We start from the raw sequence: 19,778 nt of genomic DNA, 5'->3' as shown, positions 1-19,778 counted from the left end.
CCGGCCCGCCTGGTCCGACTCGACCGGCCTGGCTGGTCCGACTCGACCGGCCTGGCCGGACTGGCGAGCGGGACGGCCGGGTAGGTTTCCCGTATCCGGTTCCGTCCCGCGACCGCCCCTCCGGTGCCGGGGACGACCCGAAGGCTGGGTACGAGCACGAAGGAGTGCAGGTGCGCGAGTTCTCCGTCCCACCCGTGGTCAGCATCGGCGACACGGCCAACCTGACCGACCCGGTCTGGGACAACGCCGAGGTGGCTCCGGACGCGGTGCAGTTCTCCCGGCGTACCCGGGGAACCGGCGACATCCCGACGGCGGGCGAACGGCCGGGCTGGACCGACGTCACCTGCCGGCAGTTCCGGGACGAGGTGGTGGCCCTCGCGCGCGGCCTGGTGGCGGCCGGCATCAAGCCCGGCGACCGGGTCGGCCTGATGAGCAAGACCCGGTACGAGTGGACCCTGCTCGACTACTCGTTCTGGGCGGCGGGGGCGGTGACCGTACCCGTCTACGAGACCTCCAGCGCCGAACAGGTGGCCTGGATCCTCGCCGACTCGGGCGCGGTGGCGTGCGTGGTGGAGACCACCGCGCACGCACTGCTGCTGAGCGGGGTGCGGGACCAGTTGCCCGCGCTGGAGCAGGTCTGGCAGATCGACACCGACGACCTGGACGGGCTGGTCGCCAGCGGCGCCGGGGTCGACCCGGCGGAGGTCGAGACCCGTCGGCGCGAGGTGCACGCCGACCACCTGGCCACGATCATCTACACCAGCGGCACCACCGGACGCCCGAAGGGTTGCGTGCTGACCCACCGCAACCTGTACGCCGACGCCGCCAACGCCGTACCGGTGCTGCCGCACCTGTTCAACGAGGGCGCCTCCACCCTGCTCTTCCTGCCGCTGGCGCACTCGTTCGCCCGACTGATCCAGGTCGGCGTGATCTACGCGCGCGCCACCCTGGCCCACAGTTCCGACCCGAAGAACCTGGTCAACGAGCTGAAGGCGTTCCGCCCGACCTTCGTGCTCTCGGTGCCCCGGGTCTTCGAGAAGGTCTACAACGGGGCCGCCCAGAAGGCCGCCGCCGAGGGCAAGAGCGCGATCTTCGCCCGCGCCGAGCGGGTGGCGGTGGCGTACAGCGAGGCACTGGACTCCCCCGGCGGACCGAGCCTGCCGCTGCGGATGCAGCACCGGGTCTTCGACCGGCTGGTCTACCGCAAGCTCCGGGCCGCGCTCGGCGGGCGCTGCCGGGACGCCATCTCCGGCGGCGCCCCGCTCGGCACCCGGCTCGGCCACTTCTTCCGGGGCGTCGGGGTCACCGTGCTGGAGGGGTACGGGCTGACCGAGACCTCCCCCGCGGCGGCGGTCAACCTGGCCACCGCCATCCGGATCGGCACCGTCGGTCGGCCGCTGCCCGGCGTCTCGGTCCGGATCGCCGACGACGGCGAAATCATGATCAAGGGCGACATCGTGTTCCAGGGTTACTGGAACAACCCGGAGGCGACGGCGGAGGCGCTCGACGACGGCTGGTTCGCCAGCGGCGACCTGGGCGCGCTGGACGGTGACGGCTTCGTCAGCATCACCGGCCGGAAGAAGGAGATCATCGTCACCGCCGGTGGCAAGAACGTCGCTCCGGCCGTGATCGAGGACCGGGTCCGGGCGCACCCGCTGATCAGCCAGTGCGTGGTGGTCGGCGACCGGCGGCCGTTCGTCGGCGCCCTGGTCAGCATCGACGAGGAGTCCTGGCCGAAGTGGCTGGCCGAGCACGGCCATCCGGGCGACACGCCCGTCGCCGACCTGCGCGACGACCCGGCCCTGCGGGCCGAGGTGCAGTCCGCGATCGAGGACGCCAACCGGGCGGTCTCCTCCGCCGAAGCGGTCAAGCGGTTCAGGATCCTGCCCCGCGACCTGACCGAGTCGACCGGTGAGCTGACCCCGTCGATGAAGGTCAAGCGGGCCGTCGTACACCAGACATACGCCTCGGAAATCGCCGCGATCTACGGGGACTGACTACGATCCGTCAGGTGCCCGCCTCGACATCCGCCCTCCCCCGCCCGCATCCACTCGCGGCGGCGGCACGCGTCGTCATGCTCGCGCTGGTCGCGATCCTCACCCTGATCACCACCGGGGACCTCGATCAGCTCATCTGGATCGCCCTGCTCGCGGTCGCCGGCATCCCGGCGGTGCTCGCCCCGCACCACCGGGTCCTCGCGCCGCTCGGCCGGTTCGCCGAGGTGGTGATCGTCGGGTTCGCGGCCAGCCAGGTGGCGGACGAGGCGTCCCTCGGCGGGATGGGCGCGGCGGCGATCCTGCCGTACCTGTCGGTGCCGTTGACCGTGGCGGCGTTGCAGCGCCGGTCGCACGAGGGCGTGGCGTTGCTCGCGGTGACCACGGCCAGCCTCGCCGTCGGCGGCTTCCTCAACGGCAACACCGCCGACGAGCCGCTCGGACACCTCGGCGAACTCGGCTACCTGGCCGTCTCGGTCCAGTGGCTGGTGCTGGCCGCGCTCGGTCTCTACGCGGCGGGCACGCTGCAACGGATCTGGCAGGCCCGGGGCGAGAGCAGGCCCCAGCCGTACGCCGAGGCGACCCGCCTGCTCACTCAACTACGCAGCGTCGCACGTCAACTACCTGGAGCGACTCTCGATCCGGGCAGCATCTCCGAACACCTGCTCGAGGAGTTGCGGGTGGTGGCCCGCGCCGATCGGGCGGCGGTGCTCTCGGTCAGCGGCGGCGGCCGACTGGTGGTACTCGCCCAGGTGGGCGTGGACCGGGTGGACTGGGAGACGACGCTCGACGCCGACTCCGCCATCGCCGACGCGTGGGCCAGCCAGCAGCCACAGACCGCGCCCCGCTCGCAGTCCCGGTCACACTCCGGTGGGGAGGTGTCCGCGCTGGTGGTGCCGCTGGTCGCGGGCGTACGCACGGTGGGCCTGGTCACCCTGGAGGCGGACGCCACGAACGCGTACCCGGCGCCGGTGGTGACCCGGGTGACCGCCCTGACCCGACCGGCCGCACTCCGGTTGGAGGCGGCGCTCCTCTTCGACGAGGTCCGCTCGCTCGCCACCAACGAGGAGCGCCAGCGGCTGGCCCGGGAGATCCACGACGGGGTGGCCCAGGAACTGGTCATGGTCGGCTACGGCATCGACAACGCGATGGCCACCCTGCCGGACGACGCGGAGGAGACGGCCGGCGAACTCCGTACGCTGCGCGGTGAGGTCACCCGGGTGATCACCGAACTGCGACTGAGCCTGTTCGAGCTGCGCAGCGAGGTCGACCGGCACGGTGGGCTGGCCGCCGCGATGGCCGAGTACGCCCGTACCGTCGGCGCCTCCGGTGGGCTCCGGGTGCATTTGTCCCTGGACGAGTCGACCGCCCGACTTCCCGCCGCGACCGAGGCCGAGTTGTTACGGATCGCCCAGGAGGCGATAACCAATGCGCGCAAGCACGCCGGGGCGTCCAATTTGTGGGTAACGTGCGCCGTGGACCCACCGTTCGCGCAAATAGAAGTGTCGGATGATGGTCAGGGCATCGCTGACCAGCGCCCCGACGGGCGGTATGGTCTTGCGATCATGGCCGAGAGAGCGGAACGTATCCGGGGCCGACTGGAGATCCGTCCGCGACATCCCAGTGGCACGACGGTGGCGGTGGTGGTCGGAACCACCCCCCGACGCGATAACGTGCGCGATAGCGTCACCGCATCAGAAGGGGAGTAACCCGAGCATGACCACGAGCCCCACACCGGCCGGCCGCACCAAGGTCCTTCTTGTCGACGATCACGACCTGATCCGCAAGGGCCTGCGCCACGCGTTCGAGCGGGACCGGCAGTTCGAGGTCGTCGGCGAGGCCGCGACGGCCGCTGAGGGGGTCCGCCAGGCGGGTGCCCTCCAGCCGGACGTAGTGATCATGGACCTCCGCCTCCCCGACGGCAGCGGCCTGGAGGCCACCCGCGCCCTGCGCAAGTCCAGCGCCACCATGGGCATCGTCGTCCTGACCATGTACGCCGGCGACGACCAGCTCTTCGGCGCGCTGGAGGCGGGCGCGAGCGCCTTCGTGCCGAAGACCGCCCCGGCCGACGAGGTGGTCGCCGCCGCGCGCCACGCCGCCTCCTCGCCGAGCGCGTTCACCGCCGCCGACCTCGCCGAGGCGATGAAGCGTCGACTGGCCCCATCCGGCCCGCAGCTCTCCCCCCGCGAGGGCCAGGTGCTGCGGCTGCTCGCCGACGGCATGAGCGTGGCCGGCATCGCCAAGCAGCTCTTTGTCAGCGAGTCGACGGCCAAGACGCACATCTCCAAGCTCTACGAGAAGCTCGGCGCGGCCAACCGGGCCCAGGCCCTGATGACCGCGCTGCGGCTGGGTCTGCTCGAAGCTCCGGACGCGCCCAAGTTCTGATCCCGACCGGCCGGACCAGCCCGTGACGTGACCGCCACGGCTGGCCGGACGGTGGGTGGCGGGTGCCCCGGCGCCGGGCCCGTACCCGGGACCCGACCCCGCGCCAGCCGGCTCAGGAGGCGTCGACCGGCACCCGGGCCGGGATCGCCCGGCCACCGAGCCGGCGGAACGCCAGGTATGCCTCGCAGCCGAGGCAGAGCCCGAACACCGCGTTGAGGAACGCCGCGGCCAGCGCGAACGCGGTCGCGACCAGCCCCAGGCCGGTCACCCCGGCCAGGTAGCCGACCGCCGCGACAACCGTGAAGACCAGCCCGACGAGTTGGGCGAAGCGCACCGGCGCGACCGGTTCCAGCTCCGTCGGCGGGCGCAGCGAAGGACTGACGAACGCCCGGAAGAGCAGCCCGTACGGCCCCCGGCGCGGACTCGCCGCGGTCACGCCGAAGACCACGGCCTGGGCCAGCGCGAGCCAGCCCGAGCCGGTGAGCAGTACGACGATCAGGACGACGGTGGTGACGGCCGCGGCGAACCGGGGTCCACGGGGATCGATCAACATGGTCAACCTCTGTCGGGAGGGGCGACGACGACGGCCGCCGGTGGGAGCCGGGACGGAAGGAACCTGGTTCAGCGACAGAGGCTGGTGCAGAGTCGGCCGTGGTCGATGATCCGACGCCGGGTGAACCACCGGGCGGTCATCGGTCGGCACCGGTGAGCAGCGGCGCCAACGCCGCGATGACCTGCGCCTTCGCCGGCACCCCGGCGGCCCGCGCGACGATCCTGCCGTCGGCGTCGACGACCAGCGTGGTGGGCGTACGCCAGATGTCCAGTGTCCGCACCGCGGCGAGCTGACTCTCCGCGTCGACCTCGACGTGCCGTACGCCGTCGAGCAGCCCGGCGACCTCACCGAGCACCCGGCGGGTGGCCCGGCAGGGCTGGCAGAACGCCGACGAGAACTGCAACAGGGTGGCCGGTGTGCCGAGCCGGACGCCGAGTGCGGTCAGCAGCTCGGGGTCGACCCGGCTGGCCGGCTCGGCGGCCGGGACCGCGCCCGGTTCCGCCGCCGATCCACCCGATCGGGCGGCGCCGGGACGGCCGGTGTCGAGGGGTTCGGGCGTACCGCCGGGGGTGGCAGGTGGTGGTGTGGCCCGGACCGGCTCCGCGACCCGGCGCTGGACGGCCCCGGGTGCCGTGGTCCGGTGGGCGGTTCGCGTCGGATGGGCGAGCACCGGGCGCAGCCGGCCGTCCCGGCGTCGCCGCCACAGTCCGAAGGCGGTCGCGGCGACCAGTACGGTCGTCACCACCAGCGGGCCGGTCAGCGCGGAATCCAACACGATTTCCAGACTGCCACGGGCGATTCCCGTTGGCCACGGTGTCTCGTCCCCGGGTGGCCAACCTCCCACCCGAATCCCCGGCAATTCGCCTTCCGCCGGGCATTTGACTACTACCGCGCTCGGGTCGACCCCGTGTCCATCTCGGATCGTGCGGCGTGCGATGGTGTTCGCCGTCGACCGTGTCCGCCGTCGATGCTTTCCGCCGTCAATGGCGTACGTCGTCGGCCATCCCGGTCACCAATGGTCCCGGCGGATGATCGTCGGACGGTCTGGATAGCTGGGCAGGGGACGGGCAGAATAGCCGAGGAACAACCGCGGGGCAGTAATTCGTGCGTTCTCAGCGTAGGGGCAGGTAGGCATGCAACGGCCGGACTGGGCACCGCAGAGCATCGACATCGAGAGACCCAGCGTGGCCCGGATGTACGACTACTACCTGGGCGGATCGCACAATTTCGCGGCGGACCGGCGGGCGGCGCAGGCGATGATCGCCTCCGTACCCGAGGCTCCGCTGATGGCCCAGGCCAACCGCGCCTTCCTCCGCCGGGCGGTGCAGTACCTGATCGACGCGGGGATCAGGCAGTTCCTCGACATCGGTTCGGGCATCCCGACGGTCGGCAACGTGCACGAGATCGCCCAGCGGGGGGCGGCCGAAACCCGGGTGGTCTACGTCGACGTCGACCCGGTCGCGGTGGCGCACAGCCGGGAGATCCTCAGCGGCAACGACCGGGCCACCGCACTCTGGGGCGACCTGCGCCAGCCGGCCGAGATCCTGGCCCACCCCGACGTCCGCAAGCTGCTGGACTTCGACGAGCCGGTGGCCGTGATGGTGGTCGCGGTCCTGCACTTCATCCCCGACTCCGACAACCCGGGCGAGTTGCTGGCGACGATCCGACGCAGCCTCGCCCCCGGCAGTCACCTGGTGCTCTCCCAGGCCAGCGACGACGGCCGGACCGCCGACGAGCGCGAGGAGGCGGAGCGGGTCTACCAACGTACGGACAACCCGCTCACGGTCCGCAGCCGGGCCGAACTCACCCGGCTCTTCGACGGCTTCGACCTGGTCGACCCGGGCGTGGTCTGGGTCCCGCAGTGGCGGCCCGACTCGTTCGACAGCCTGGACGACGCCGAGCGCGCGGTCTTCATGGGTGGCGTGGGACGGCACGGTGGATGACGACTACCCCGGCCGTACGGTGCTGACCGCCGACCGGCCCGGTCTGGCCACCTTCGCCCGCGCCTGGGCCAAGGCGGTCGCCGGCACCAGCTACCTGCCGATGACCCAGGCCCAGCTCGAACACCTGCTCCAGGAGCTGACCGGGCAACTCGCCGACGCGCTCCAGTCGGAGCCGTTCGACCTGCGCACCGGGCACCGGGTCGGCGCCGCCCTGGTCGCCGCCCACGTGGCGTCGGCCGAGGGGCTGGGGCGGACGATCGAGGTGATCCAGTTGCGCCTGCTGCGCGACCTCGGTCTCGCCCAGGAGGACGCCCAGGACCGGATGGCCCGGCTGCTCGCCACCGTCGCGACCGGCTACAGCCGGGCGATGCACGACCGCACCCTGGACGAGCAGGAGTCGATCCGGCGGGCCGGGATGGTCGCCCGGGAGCAGGCCGAACGGGCGCTGCGCGAGAGCGAGGCGCGGTTCCGGCACCAGGCCACCCACGACCCGTTGACCGACCTGCCCAACCGGGCCCTGTTCACCGAACGCCTCGCCGCGGCCATACGCCGACCCGGCGGTGACGGCACTCGGGTGGGCGTCTGCTTCATCGACCTCGACCGGTTCAAGGTGGTCAACGACACCCTCGGCCACCCGATCGGGGACAAGCTCCTCGTCGCGGTCGCCGACCGGCTCCGCCGTGAGGTGGGCGAGCACCTGGTGGCCCGGCTCGGCGGCGACGAGTTCGTGATCCTGGTGGAGGAGACCACCTGCACCGACGACGCGATCAAGGTCGCCGACGCGGCGCTCGCCGCGATCAGCGAGCCGTCGGTCGTCGACGGCCACGAGCTGACCGTCTCGGCGAGCGTCGGCGTGGTCGAGCGACCGGTCGCCGGCACCACCCCGGACGACGTGATGCGGGCCGCCGACGTCACCCTGCACTGGGCGAAGTCGTCGGGCCGGGGACGGTGGGCGCTCTTCGACGCCGAGCGCAACGAGCAGGAGCTGACCCGGCACGCGTTGTCGGCGGCGATGCCCGGCGCGTTGGACCGGGGTGAGTTCTACCTGGACTACCAGCCGCTGGTGTCGCTGACCTACGGCGGGGTGCTCGGGGTGGAGGCGCTGGTCCGCTGGCGTCACCCGGAGCTGGGCGTGCTGCGGCCGGACAGTTTCATCGGGCTGGCCGAGGAGACCGGGCTGATCGTCCGGCTCGGCGACTGGGTGCTGCGCGAGGCGTGCCGGGAGGCCCGACGCTGGTTGACGCTGAGCCCGGACGCCCCCTTCGTCAGCGTCAACCTCGCGGTCCGGCAGGTGCACGGCGCCGGGCTCGCGGACGAGGTCAGGGCCCTGCTCGACGAGACCGGGCTGCCGCCGCACCGGCTGCAACTGGAGATCACCGAAAGCGCCCTGATGACCACCACGGGCGAGCCGGTGGAGGCGCTGCGGGCACTCGCCGAGATCGGGGTCCGGATCGCCATCGACGACTTCGGCACCGGCTACTCGAACCTGGCGTACCTGCGTTCGCTGCCGGTCTGCGAGCTGAAGGTGGCCGGTTCGTTCGTGGCCGGGCTCCAGACGGCGGGCAACGACCCGGCGAGCCGTACCGACGAACGGATCCTGGCCACGCTGGTCGCGCTCGCGCACGCGCTCAACCTGACCGTGACCGCCGAGGGGGTCGAGACGGAAGGGCAGGCGGAGCGGTTGCGTGAGCTGGGCTGCGACGCCGCACAGGGCTGGCACTTCGGTCGCCCCGAGCCGGCCGTACGGATCCACGACCGGCTGGGTCAGCGGGTCTGACGAGCCCCGGCACCGCCGGGGCCAGCCGGTGGTGTAACCGGATTAGCCCGGCGGTGTGCCGGGGTCAGTCGGTGGTGTAACGGGATTAGTCGGTGGTGTGTCAGGCCAGCCGGTGGTGTGCCGGGTCAGTCGGTGGTGTCCGGGATGGTCGGGCGCAGCAGCTCGGCCAGCCGCTCGGCCTGGAGCTCCCAACGCCACTCGCTCTCGACCCAGGCACGACCGGCGGCGCCCATCCGGCGCGCCCGCTCCGGGTCCTCAAGCAGGGTGGCGATCCGGTCCGCGAGCTGGGCCAGGTTCCGCCCGTCGACCAGGTAGCCGGTCTCACCGTCGCGTACCGCGTCGGGTGCGCCGCCGGAGTCGCCGACGACAACCGGTAGACCGGTCGCGGAGGCTTCGAGGAAGACCATGCCGAGCCCCTCCACGTCGAGGCCCCGGTTGCGGGTCCGGCAGGGCATGGCAAAAACGTCACCGGCGGCGTAGTGCACCGGCAGTTCCGCCCACTCCACCCCACCGGTGAAGATCACGTGCCCGCCGAGGTCGTGCTCACGTACCAGTTTCTCCAGCGTCGGCCGGTACGGCCCGCCGCCGACGACGAGCAGCGCGGCGTCCGGCACCCGGCGCCGGATCAGCGGCATCGCCCGGATCAGCGCGTCCTGCCCCTTGCGCGGCACCAGCCGGGACACGCAGACCACCACCGGCCGCCCGGTCAGGCCGTGGCGGGCGCGCACCCCGGACGCGTCGATGCCGGGGTGGTGCAGGTCGACGTCCACCCCGGGCGCCAGCCGGCGCAGTGCGGTGACGTCACGCAGCACCCGGTCGAGCCGGATCCGGGTGTACTCGCCGAGATAGGTGGTCACGTCCTGTCCCCGCCCGATCCGGCGCAGCAGGGTACGGGCACCGGGCAACGCGGCCCAGCCGATCTCGTGGCCGTGGGTGAGCGCCACCGACCGGCGGATCCCGGCCCGTCGGCGCAGGCCGGTGGCGAGCAGCCCGAGCGGGGCCGCGGCACCGAACCAGAGCGTGTCGCACTCGTGCTCGCGGACCAGCCGGGCGGCCCGCCGGGCGATGGCGGGGGTGGGCAGCAGCATCCCGGTCGGTTCCCGGACCACCTCGAAGGGCTGCTCGGCGTCGAACTTCTCCGCGCCGGGCGAGGTCGAGGCGTAGACCACGATCGAGCCGGTCGGCTGCCGTACGGCCAGGTTGTGCACGAACGACTGGATGCCGCCGGCCCGGGGCGGGAAGTCGTTCGTGATCACCAGGGTCCGGCTCACCGCCCCTCCCCCCGGCCGTACGCGCGGGCGGCCGCCATCCGCTCGACCGTGGACGGGTGGGAGGCGGAGTAGAGGTACTCCCAGCGGGGCGGGTCGGGATCGGCCAGGTTCACCGTGGCCAGCCGCCGCTGCATCGCCTCGAAGGTGACCGGGTCGTCGGTCAGGGCGAGCGCGTGCGCGTCGGCCCGCGCCTCCACCCGGCGGGAGAGCAGCGCCTGGGCCGGGGTGCTCAGCAACCCGGCCACCGCGACCACGGCGAAGACCAACGCGAAGGCGCGCGGTTGGGCGATCGAGTCGACCCCGGCCGCCCGCAGCAGCCCACCCCAGGAGCCGAGCAGGTAGAGCACGGTCACCCCGGCGGCGGCGCCGAGTGCGCCGGTCAGCGTGCCGGCGACGACGTCACGGTCCTTGGCGTGGCCCAACTCGTGCGCCACCACGCTGGTCACCTCGCCCGGGGACGCCTCGCGCAGCAGGGTGTCGTAGACGACGATGCGCCGGGTCGGACCGAACCCCGAGACGTACGCGTTGACCGCCCGGGTACGGCGGGAGGCGTCGGCGACCAGCACGTCGCGTACGGGCACCTGGTCCCGCTCGGCCAACGCCATCAACTCGGTGCGCAGCGTCCCCTGCTCCATCGGGGTGAACCGGTTGAAGACCGGCTCGACCAGCACCGGCAGGACGAACGACAGGAGCACCACGAGTACGGCGGCACCGGCCGCGCCGATCGCCCACCACCAGCGCGGGGCGAACCGGGTCACGGTGTAGAAGCCGAGCAGCGCGACGGCACCGATCACGGCGCTCACCGCGTACGACTTGAGCAGGTCCACGGTCCAGCCGCCCCAGCCCTGGGTGGAGAGGCCGTACCGGTCCACCACGGCGTGCCGCCAGGCTGAGAACGGGAGCGTGACCAGGTCGGCGACGAGCACCACCGCCAGCCCACCGAGCACCGCCTGGGCGATCCAGTGGTCACCGAACGGGCGGCTGACCAGGCCGATCAGCCGGCTGCCCAGCGGGGAGAGCCCGAGCAGCAGCGCGACCAGCAGGCCGATGGCGAGCGCGCCGTACGAACCGGGGCGCAGCGCGGCCCGGAAGGCCCGGGCGCGGGCCACGTCCTGCGGTGCCAGCTCACCCAGGGCGGCGAGTTGGTCGGACCGGGGGGCCGGCGGGCGGCTCCACGGCATCAGCAGGGCCGTGCTGGCGACCAGCAGGACCACCAGCCCGACGAGCGTCACGACCGCCCACCCCCGAGGCGTCATCCGTGTCGCTCCTCCCGTTGTCCGTGCGCGCCGGCCCATCCTAAGACGGGCAGCGGTCAGGCGACCCGGCGGCGGCGGGACCCACGGGCCGAACCGAGCGGCACGGCCGCCGACGACAGCCCCGGAAGCGGCACGGCCGCCGACGACGGCCCAGAAAGCGGCAGAGCCGCCGACGACGGCCCCGGAAGCGGCACGGCCGCCGACGACGGCCCGGAGAGCACCGTGACCTCGAACCCCGCTCGGGTGAGAACCTCGATCGCCCGGTGTTCGTCCGAGGTCAGGCCCGCCTCGGCAGGTGGCCGGTCGATCAGGGCGCTGACCAGGCAACCGTCGCAGGCCGGTCCGCGTACCGCGCAACTGTCGCAGTCGATGAGCATCGCTCCTCCTCAGCGGTGCGGCCGAACCGTTGTCGCGCTCCGGCCACCGTCAGTTACATCGACGCTAAGTGAGGGGTACGACAAATCGTCCCAGCGTTAGGAAGGGCCCCTTGTTATACAAAAAGCGATAACAAGGGGCCCTTCCTTTCACGAGCGGGCGAGGCGGCGGAGGAGGGAGTCGGCGCCGAGGGGGTAGGCGCCGTGCCGGCGTACGCCGTCGGCGACCTCGCGGTCGGAGGAGACCACCACCACCGGGCGGCCGGCCGGTTCGGCCCGGACCAGCCGGCGGATCAGGTCGTCGGCGGTCTCCCCCTTGCGGGAGAAGAGCACCCGTACGCCGCGCGGGGCAGGCGGGAGTCCGTGCATCCGCTCGGCGCCGTCGAAGACCACGGTCACCTCGGCACCGGTCTGGGCGGCCAGCCCGCCGAGGCCGGTGATCAGGCGTTTGCGCTGCTGCTCCAGCGACATCTCGCCGAAGCCCCGCTTGGTGACGTTGTACCCGTCCGCCACCAGGTGCACCCGGGGCATGGTGAGCAGTTCGTCGAGCCGGGCCGGGTCGTCGGTGTCCAGGGCGCGGGCCGACGTCGCCGCCGCCGGGCGCTCGGCGAACGCGTCGGCCACGTAGTCGGCGGGCATCCGGTCGGCCGGGTCGAGTGCCAGTTCCCGGCGCAGGCCGACGGCGGCCTGCCCGATCGTCTCCAGCAGCAACCAGAGTCGGGCGTCGTCGACCGAGCGCGCCTCCTTGGCGGTCTGCCGGGTGGCGCCGGCCACCGCCTCGGCCTCGGCCAACCGGGCCCGGACGCGGCGCAGTTCGGCATCGTGGTCGGCGTGCAGCCGGGCCGCCCGCCCCTTCTCGGTGGCCAGCATCTCGGTCGCCTTGCGCTCGCGGGCCTGGGTCTCGCGCAGGGAGCGGGCCAGCACCCTCGCCTCCTCGCGCAACTGCCCGAGTTCCTCGCGTACCCGGGCCACCTCGTCGCGGAGCTTCTCCGCCTCGACCCGGGCGACCGCGCGGTCGTGCTCGGCCCGGGTGGCACGCTGCTCGGCCTCGCGGACCAGCTCGGCGACGACCGCGCTGTCCGCCTCGGCGCGGACCGCGACCCCGGCCGTCTCGACCAGGTCACGCCAGCCGCGCGGCCGGACCAGGTACGCCAGCGCGGCGACCTCGACCGGGTCGGCGGCGGCCGGCGCGGTCCCGGAGACCACGGCCGCGCCCAGGTCTCCCGCGTCGGCGAGCACCCGGTGGGTGACCCGTTGCCGGAACAGCGGGTCGGCGGCGAGCTGGGCTGCGATCATCGGTGCGCCGAGCCGGGCCCGCCGGTTGGGGGCGAACTTGGCCACCCGGCGCAGCGGCACCGGCACCTCTTCGGCGGGCAGGCCGGGCAGGGCCACGGCGGTCAGCGCGACGATCCGCTGCCGGACCGGCTCGGGCAGCACCGGCTCCGGTTCGAGGTCCAGGTGCTCGTCCTGGCCACCATCCCCGTCCACGGCCGGCACGGCCGCCTCCCCGGGTTCGGGGAGGTGGTCGTCGGTCGGATCGGTAAGGGGCATGTGGCAAGTCTCCCACCGCCGACGGTCGGTGCGCCCGATGACTCAGATGATCTCTTCTGCCGGTACGGGTGTGACCAGCGGTACGTATGGGGTCACCGTGTCGTACCCAGGTCCTAACCTGCCCGAATGGCACAACCCGAATCGACGGTGGGCTGGGCCGGGCCGCCGCTTCCCCGCACCGGCGGCCAGGACACCACCCGGCCCGGCTACGTCCAGGGCACCACCCGGCCCGGCTACGTCCAGGGCACCCTGGACGGGCTGCTCACCGACTCCGACACCTCGGACGAGCTGCCGCTGTTCCAGACCACCTTCGTGGTGGTGGACCTGGAGACCACCGGCGGAGCACCGGACGGCGGCGGGATCACCGAGATCGGCGCGGTCAGGGTGCGCGGCGGCGCCGAGTTGGGCACGCTCGCCACGCTGGTCAACCCGGACCAGCCGATCCCGCCGTTCATCACCGTGCTGACCGGGATCACCCAGGCGATGCTCCTGCCGGCCCCCCGGATCGCCGAGGTGCTGCCGAGCTTCCTGGAGTTCATCCGGGGCGCGGTGCTGGTCGCCCACAACGCGCCGTACGACGTCGGCTTCCTCAAGGCCGCCTGCGCCCAGCTCGGACACCCCTGGCCCAACCCCCGGGTGCTCGACACCGCCGCGCTGGCCCGCCGGGTGCTCACCCGGGACGAGGTGCCGAACCGCAAGCTGGGCACGCTGGCGGCGTACTTCCGTACCCCGCGCCAGCCGAGCCACCGGGCGCTGGACGACGCCCAGGCCACCGTCGACGTACTGCACGGGCTGATCGCCCGGCTCGGCGGGCACGGCGTGCACACCCTGGGCGACACGATCGAGTTCGCCCGGGCCGTCACCCCGACCCAGCGGCGCAAGCGTTACCTGGCCGACGGGCTGCCGAAGTCCCCCGGGGTCTACATCTTCCGGGCCGCCGACGACCGGCCGCTCTACGTCGGCACCTCCGGCGACATCGCGACCCGGGTGCGCAGCTACTTCACCGCCTCGGAGAAGCGGGCCCGGATGTCGGAGATGCTCGCCTCGGCCGAGCGGGTCGAGGCGGTCGAGTGCGCGCACGCGCTGGAGGCCGAGGTGAGGGAGCTGCGCCTGATCGCCGCGCACGCGCCGCCGTACAACCGGCGGTCGAAGTTCCCGGAACGGAAGGTGTGGCTGAAGCTGACCACGGAGGCGTACCCCCGGTTGTCCGTGGTCCGGCAGCTCGCGCCGACCGACGACGCCTACCTGGGGCCGTTCAGCTCGACCCGTGGCGCGGAGCTGGCGGCGGCCGGGCTACACGACGCGGTGCCACTGCGCCAGTGCACGCACCGCCTCTCCACCAGGACCACCACGCCGGCCTGCGCCCTGGCCGAGCTGGGCAGATGCGACGCGCCCTGCGAGCACCGGATCTCCCCGGAGGAGTACGAGCGCCGCGCGACCATCCCGCTGCGGGTGGCGACCATGGAGGATCCGCAGGTGGTGGTCGACGCGTTGCTCGGCCGGATCGACACGCTGGCGGCCGAGCAGCGGTACGAGGAGGCGGCCACCGCTCGCGGCCGACTGGTCGCGGTGCTCCGGGCCGCCCTGCGGATGCAGCGGCTGGCCGGGCTGACCCGGATCGGCGAGCTGGCGGCGGCCCGGCGCACCGAGGCCGGGGGTTGGGAGCTGGCGCTGGTCCGGCACGGCCGGCTGGCCGGTGCGGCGACCGCACCACCGGGTGTGCACCCGCGTCCGGTGCTCGACCTGGTCCGGTCCACCGCCGAGACGGTCCTGCCCGGACACGGTCCGGTGCCGAGTGCCTCGGCCGAGGAGACCGAACGGATCCTGGCCTGGTTAGAGCGACCGGAGACCCGACTGGTCGAGGCGTCCGCCGGATGGGCCTCGCCGGTACGCGGCGCGGCGCGCTTCCGGGACCTGCTCGCCAAGGCCGAGGCGGCGTCGTCGACCCAACTCTCGACCGAACGCCTATGAGCAACTGACCGATAGGACTACGTCAACCCAACTAGGCTGTTAAGGAAGTGCAGTCCTGCCCGTTTCGACGGGCTGCTCCCGTACGGCTGGACGAGGCCGTACGGCAGCTTGGTGAGGAGGTGTCTCCGCGTGGACGTCGACGCCGGACACGGCGCCGCTCTCGGAGGCGCCCCGACGACCCGACCGGCCGAGTTACCGCTGACCAGACGCCTGCGGTCACTGCTGTCCTGGTCACCCGCCGAGGACGACCCGGTGACCCATCTGGTTCGCAGCCACCGGGGCATCCACCCGAGCGCCGACACGACGGTGCTGCGCCGGGGCTACACCATCGCCGAGAACATGCACCGGGGGCAGTTCCGCAAGAGCGGCGAGCCGTACATCACCCATCCGCTGGCGGTCGCGGAGATCTGCGCCGACCTGGGCATGGACACCACCACCCTGGTCGCGGCGCTGCTGCACGACACAGTGGAGGACACCCGCTACACCCTCCAGGCACTGACCGACGACTTCGGACCCGAGGTGGCGCACCTGGTCGACGGGGTGACCAAGTTCGACAAGGCGTTCTACGGCAAGGCCGCCGAGGCGGAGACCATCCGCAAGATGATCATCGCGGCCGGCAAGGACGTCCGAGTGCTGATCATCAAGCTGGCCGACCGGCTGCACAACATGCGTACCCTCGGGGTCCGCTCCCCCGCCTCCCGGGCCCGGATCGCCCGCGCCACCCTGGATGTGCTGGTCCCGCTCTGTGACCGGCTCGGCATCCAGGCGCTCAAGCGCGAGCTCGACGACGTGGTGCTGATGCACCTCGAACCGGAGCAGTACGCCCGGATCGAGGAGCACGTCACCAACCGTCCACGGTGGTCGAGTTACCTCCAGGACGTGGTCGGCCGGGCCAAGGTGGTGCTCCGCCGCGACCGGGTGGTCAGCATGGTCGAGGCCCGCCCCCGGCACTACTACTCGATCTGGAAGGACACCGTGGCCGGGGAACACTCGGTCCCGTTCGACCTGCCCCGGATCGCGATAGTGGTGGACGGCCCGGACACCGACTGTTACGCCGCGCTGGGCGCGATCCACGGCGAGTGGCGCCCGGTCGCCGGCCGGTTCAAGGACTTCATCGCCTCGCCCAAGAACAACCTCTACCGCTCGTTGCACACCACGGTGATCGGCCCGGAGGAGCAGACCGTCGAGGTGCTGATCCGGACCAAGGCGATGCACCAGTCGGCGGAGTACGGCATCGCCGCCGAGTTCAGGTTCCCCCAGTCCGCCGCCAGCACCGGCAGCAACACCGACCAGCTCGACTGGCTGCGCCGGGTGCTCGACTGGGAACAGGAGATGTCGGACTCGGCGCAGTTCCTCCAGTCGCTGCGCGGGGACCTGGCGGAGAGCCAGATCCAGGTCTTCGCCGAGGGGCGGCAGATCGTGCTTCCGGCCGGCTCCACCCCGGTCGACCTGGCGTACGAGCTGAGTATCCACAAGGGCGACCACTGCCTCGCGGCGAAGATCAACGGCCGGCTGGTGCCGCTCGCCTCCCCGCTCGACGAGGGCGACGTGGTGGAGATCTTCACCGAGGCGGACGGGCAGAACGAGGTCGACGCGGCGACCGAGCCCGCGTCCGGGCCGCGTCGGGAGTGGCTGGAGTTCGTCAAGTCGCCGCACGCCCAGATGCAGATCAACCGGTACTTCGCCGAGCACCAGGAGCCGGGCATCTCGATCGCGGACAAGGTCCGCCTCGGCCGCGCCACGATCGGACTGACCCTGCGCAAGCACGACCGTGGCCTGGCCAACGACCTGCCGCTGCGCCGGCTCTCCGAGGAGTTGGGTTATCCCGACCTGGAAACCATGCTGGTGGCGGTGGTCGACCGGGCGATCGAGCCGGACATGGTGGTCAACCGTCTGATCGCTCTGGTCGACCAGCCCGAATAGGTCATCGTGCCCCGGCTGACCCCGACCGTCCCCGCGACCTCTAGCCTGGTGGCGTGATCACCCGTCGATCGACCCGGGCCCTGTTCTACCGTGCCTTCTACCGGCTCCCCCACCCGGTACGGCGGAAACTGGTCCGCATGGCCGTGCCCAAGTACATCGTGGGCGCGGTGACGCTGGTCTACGACAGCGAGGCTCCGGAGCCTGGTCGACTGCTGTTGCTGCGCCAGCCGCCGGGCAACGGCTGGAGCCTGCCGGCCGGGCTGCTCCAGCGGCACGAGGAGCCGATCGTCGGCGCGGCCCGGGAGCTGCACGAGGAGTCCGGCATCCGGTTGAGCCCGGACCAGCTCACCCCGGCCACGCCGAACGCGGTGATCCACCTCAAGGGCTGGGTCGACTGTGTCTTCGAGGCGCGGGTGCCGGCGGCCAGCACACCGCTGCGGGTGGACGGTGGCGAGGTCTACGAGGCCGCCTGGCACCCGCTGGACGACCTGCCCCGGCTGACCACCGCCACGGCGCGCCTGCTCGGCCGGTACGGCATCGGCCCGCTGGCCGGCGTACCGGCACCGGACGAGGCGGACCCCGGCACCGCGTCCCGCACCGGTACGGCATGAGCGGCGGCTCACCGCGCGGCGGGGCACCGGAGAGCGGGGCGGCGCGCGGGCCAGCGGGCGGGGCACCGGAGAGCGGGCCAGCGGGCGGGGCGGCGGTAAGCGGCTCACCGGGCCGTGGGCCTGCGGGCGGGGCGGCGGGAAGCGGCTACCCGGGCGGCGGGCCAGCGGGCGGTACGGCACCGGACGGCGTCTGCGCGATCATCCTCGCCGCCGGTGAGGGCACCCGGCTGCGCCCGCTGACCGAGCGGGTGCCGAAGGCGCTCTGTCCGATCGGGAACGTACCGCTGCTCGACCGGGCGCTGGAGCGGGTGGCCGCACTGGGCTTCACCGGCCCCGAACGGGTCGCGGTCAACGCCTGCTACCTCGGCGACCAGGTGGTCCGGCAGGTCGGCGACCGGGCACACCTGTCGGTGGAGCCGGGCGCGCCGCTGGGCACCTCCGGTGGGGTGGCCAACCTGCGCGACTGGATCGACGGTCGCGGCGTGCTGGTGGGCAACGCCGACAGTTACCTGGCCGACCCGCAGGCGCCACCGGGGCCGGACATCGCCGCGCTGCTCGCCGGCTGGGACGGCCGGACCGTACGCCTGCTCGGCCAGCCGATCACCGACCCGACCGAGCCGTACGGCTTCGACGGCCACCGGTTCGCCGGCTTCTCGCTGCTGCCCTGGCACTACGTGCGGGACCTGCCGGTGGAGCCGGCCGAACTGGTCAAGACGGTCTGGCGACCGGCCGAGGCGGTCGGCGAACTGACCGTGGTGCCGTTCGCCGGCACGTACCTGGACACCGGGACCCCGGCCGACTACCTCGCCGCCAACCTGCACGCCGCCGGTGGTGGCAACCTGGTCGACCCCGGCGCGACGGTCGACGGGCGCTGCCGACGGGCGGTGATCGGTGCCGGCGCCGAGGTCCACGGGACCGTACGCGACGCGGTGGTCTGGCCCGGCGGCACGGTGGCCGAGGACGAGCGGCTCGAACGGGCGATCCGGGTCGGCCGCGACCTGACCGTGACCGTCGGTGACCCTCTAGCATGAGCGACAGGCCCACGAAAGGAGCCCGACGGTGATCACCGCGATCGTCCTCATCGACTGCGCGACCGACTCGATTCCCGAGGTGGCCGAGGCACTCGCCGCCCAGCCGGGGGTCAGCGAGGTCTACTCGGTCGCCGGCAACGTCGACCTGATCGCCGTCGTACGCGTACGCGAGTTCGACCAGATCGCCGAGGTGATCGCCGGTCGGATCTCGAAGGTGCCGGGCGTGATGAACACCGAGTCACACATCGCCTTCCGCGCCTACTCGCAACACGACCTGGAGGAGGCGTTCGCGATCGGCCTCGCCGACGCGGACTGACTCCCACCCCTCCCCCCGCACGCATGCAAGGAAGGGCCCCTTGTTAACGCTATGCGTTAACAAGGGGCCCTTCCTTCAACAGCTCGCGGTCAGCTGATGCCCGGGTTGGGCGAGAGTGTCGCCCCGGGACCGGACTGGGTGCTGCTACCGCGCGGGCTCGGCGACCCCGAGGAGCGTCCCGGGCTCGGCGCGCTCGGGTTCGGGGTCGGTCCGACCGACGGGTTGGCCGGCACCGGCACACCCAACTTCCGGGCCAGTTGCAGCAGCTCGTCGAAGTGCATCTGTAGCTTCGGCAGGGCCGCCTGGGCCACCTTCTTGACCGCCGGGTCCGAGCCCTGTGCCAGCTCGGTCTGGGTCGCCTGGATGTTCTTCAGGTGCGCGGTCAACTCCGCCGAGATCCATTGGGTGTCGAACGCGGCGCCGCTGGTCCCCTGCAACTGGCTCAGCACCGCCTGCTGGTCCGGCGTCGGCGAGTCGGGCAGGGTCACGCCGGTGGACGAGGCGGTGCTCTGCACCTGCTTGTCCAACTGGGCGTGGTCCATCACAAACTGTGACCCCAGGTCTTGTACCTGCTTGTTCGTACCGTTCTGCCGGGCCAGGTTCCCGGTGGCGATCTCGGCCAGGTTGGCCTGGTGAATCGCCTGTAGGTACTGCGAATCCTGCTGGGACGGCGCGGCCGCGCCATGTGCGGCGGTGGCCGGCGCGAGGCCCACCAGTGCCAGTCCGAGCATCGCCAGACCAGCGCCTATCCCCAAGCGTTTGACAGCCAACATGTGCTTCCCCCCTCGCATCGTTGGACAGCAGGGGCTTACCCCGTTGCCG

The 19,778-nt window shown here is 72.5% G+C and carries 17 protein-coding genes; 10 read left to right on the top strand and 7 right to left on the bottom strand.

Annotation, left to right across the window (positions count from 1 at the left end):
- Positions 1-170 precede the first annotated feature (170 nt).
- Genes ACI2K4_RS16930 through ACI2K4_RS16920 form a run of 3 tightly spaced genes read left to right on the top strand, consistent with a single transcriptional unit; the run spans position 171 to position 4,379 of the window.
- The gene (locus ACI2K4_RS16930) at positions 171-1,997 is read left to right on the top strand and encodes an AMP-dependent synthetase/ligase (protein ID WP_404512287.1); all 1,827 of its coding nucleotides are present in this window, start codon (positions 171-173) and stop codon (positions 1,995-1,997) included.
- Positions 1,998-2,002: 5 nt separating this feature from the next.
- Entirely contained in the window at positions 2,003-3,703 is a 1,701-nt protein-coding gene (locus ACI2K4_RS16925) for a GAF domain-containing sensor histidine kinase (RefSeq protein WP_404512961.1), read from the top strand.
- 7 nt (positions 3,704-3,710) lie between these two features.
- Positions 3,711-4,379, top strand: coding sequence for a response regulator transcription factor (locus ACI2K4_RS16920; RefSeq protein WP_121155899.1), 669 nt, complete (start codon positions 3,711-3,713; stop codon positions 4,377-4,379).
- Between the two features lie 112 nt (positions 4,380-4,491).
- Here ACI2K4_RS16920 and ACI2K4_RS16915 read toward each other — a convergent pair whose 3' ends face one another.
- Both ACI2K4_RS16915 and ACI2K4_RS16910 read right to left on the bottom strand, forming a co-directional pair.
- On the bottom strand, positions 4,492-4,932 hold the full coding sequence (locus ACI2K4_RS16915) for a DUF4395 domain-containing protein (RefSeq protein ID WP_404512284.1): 441 nt from the start codon (positions 4,930-4,932) through the stop codon (positions 4,492-4,494).
- A gap of 136 nt (positions 4,933-5,068) precedes the next feature.
- Entirely contained in the window at positions 5,069-5,707 is a 639-nt protein-coding gene (locus ACI2K4_RS16910; RefSeq protein WP_404512282.1) for a TlpA family protein disulfide reductase, read from the bottom strand.
- Between the two features lie 358 nt (positions 5,708-6,065).
- On the opposite strand from ACI2K4_RS16910, the gene ACI2K4_RS16905 reads away from it, so the two are divergent.
- Positions 6,066-6,875, top strand: a complete 810-nt coding sequence (locus ACI2K4_RS16905; RefSeq protein WP_404512280.1) for an SAM-dependent methyltransferase — start codon at positions 6,066-6,068, stop codon at positions 6,873-6,875.
- Positions 6,850-8,652 (top strand): putative bifunctional diguanylate cyclase/phosphodiesterase, encoded by a 1,803-nt coding sequence (locus ACI2K4_RS16900; RefSeq protein WP_404512278.1) that lies wholly within the window; start codon positions 6,850-6,852, stop codon positions 8,650-8,652. Before ACI2K4_RS16905 ends, ACI2K4_RS16900 begins: the two co-directional genes overlap by 26 nt.
- Positions 8,653-8,777: 125 nt before the next feature.
- On the opposite strand, the gene ACI2K4_RS16895 is transcribed toward ACI2K4_RS16900, so the two are convergent.
- From ACI2K4_RS16895 to ACI2K4_RS16880, 4 genes are all read right to left on the bottom strand, one after another.
- Complete coding sequence (locus ACI2K4_RS16895) at positions 8,778-9,923, bottom strand: glycosyltransferase family 4 protein (RefSeq protein WP_404512277.1); 1,146 nt, start codon at positions 9,921-9,923, stop codon at positions 8,778-8,780.
- A complete protein-coding gene (locus ACI2K4_RS16890) occupies positions 9,920-11,179 on the bottom strand; it encodes a M48 family metallopeptidase (RefSeq protein WP_404512275.1) in 1,260 nt (419 codons plus the stop codon). Before ACI2K4_RS16890 ends, ACI2K4_RS16895 begins: the two co-directional genes overlap by 4 nt.
- Before the next feature lie 56 nt (positions 11,180-11,235).
- On the bottom strand, positions 11,236-11,556 hold the full coding sequence (locus ACI2K4_RS16885) for a hypothetical protein (RefSeq protein ID WP_404512992.1): 321 nt from the start codon (positions 11,554-11,556) through the stop codon (positions 11,236-11,238).
- Between the two features lie 147 nt (positions 11,557-11,703).
- A complete protein-coding gene (locus tag ACI2K4_RS16880; RefSeq protein WP_404512273.1) occupies positions 11,704-13,104 on the bottom strand; it encodes an NYN domain-containing protein in 1,401 nt (466 codons plus the stop codon).
- A gap of 126 nt (positions 13,105-13,230) precedes the next feature.
- Here ACI2K4_RS16880 and ACI2K4_RS16875 point away from each other — a divergent pair, with 126 nt between their 5' ends.
- From ACI2K4_RS16875 to ACI2K4_RS16855, 5 genes are all read left to right on the top strand, one after another.
- Positions 13,231-15,075 (top strand): DEDD exonuclease domain-containing protein, encoded by a 1,845-nt coding sequence (locus tag ACI2K4_RS16875; RefSeq protein ID WP_404512271.1) that lies wholly within the window; start codon positions 13,231-13,233, stop codon positions 15,073-15,075.
- Between the two features lie 129 nt (positions 15,076-15,204).
- Positions 15,205-16,998: a RelA/SpoT family protein gene (locus tag ACI2K4_RS16870; RefSeq protein WP_404512269.1), complete on the top strand. Its 1,794-nt coding sequence runs from the start codon at positions 15,205-15,207 to the stop codon at positions 16,996-16,998.
- 53 nt (positions 16,999-17,051) lie between these two features.
- On the top strand, positions 17,052-17,609 hold the full coding sequence (locus ACI2K4_RS16865; protein ID WP_404512267.1) for an NUDIX hydrolase: 558 nt from the start codon (positions 17,052-17,054) through the stop codon (positions 17,607-17,609).
- The gene (locus tag ACI2K4_RS16860; protein WP_404512265.1) at positions 17,606-18,640 is read left to right on the top strand and encodes an NDP-sugar synthase; all 1,035 of its coding nucleotides are present in this window, start codon (positions 17,606-17,608) and stop codon (positions 18,638-18,640) included. Before ACI2K4_RS16865 ends, ACI2K4_RS16860 begins: the two co-directional genes overlap by 4 nt.
- A 28-nt stretch (positions 18,641-18,668) precedes the next feature.
- A complete protein-coding gene (locus tag ACI2K4_RS16855; protein ID WP_329102623.1) occupies positions 18,669-18,956 on the top strand; it encodes an Lrp/AsnC ligand binding domain-containing protein in 288 nt (95 codons plus the stop codon).
- Between the two features lie 89 nt (positions 18,957-19,045).
- On the opposite strand, the gene ACI2K4_RS16850 is transcribed toward ACI2K4_RS16855, so the two are convergent.
- Positions 19,046-19,729 (bottom strand): DUF4142 domain-containing protein, encoded by a 684-nt coding sequence (locus ACI2K4_RS16850; RefSeq protein WP_404512262.1) that lies wholly within the window; start codon positions 19,727-19,729, stop codon positions 19,046-19,048.
- Between the last annotated feature and the right edge of the window lie 49 nt (positions 19,730-19,778).

It is taken from the genome of Micromonospora sp. NPDC050397 (assembly GCF_044901685.1).
Taxonomy (GTDB): domain Bacteria; phylum Actinomycetota; class Actinomycetes; order Mycobacteriales; family Micromonosporaceae; genus Micromonospora_G.
Note: the sequence above shows the minus strand (reverse complement) of the source record. Positions and strands in the feature narration are given on the sequence as shown.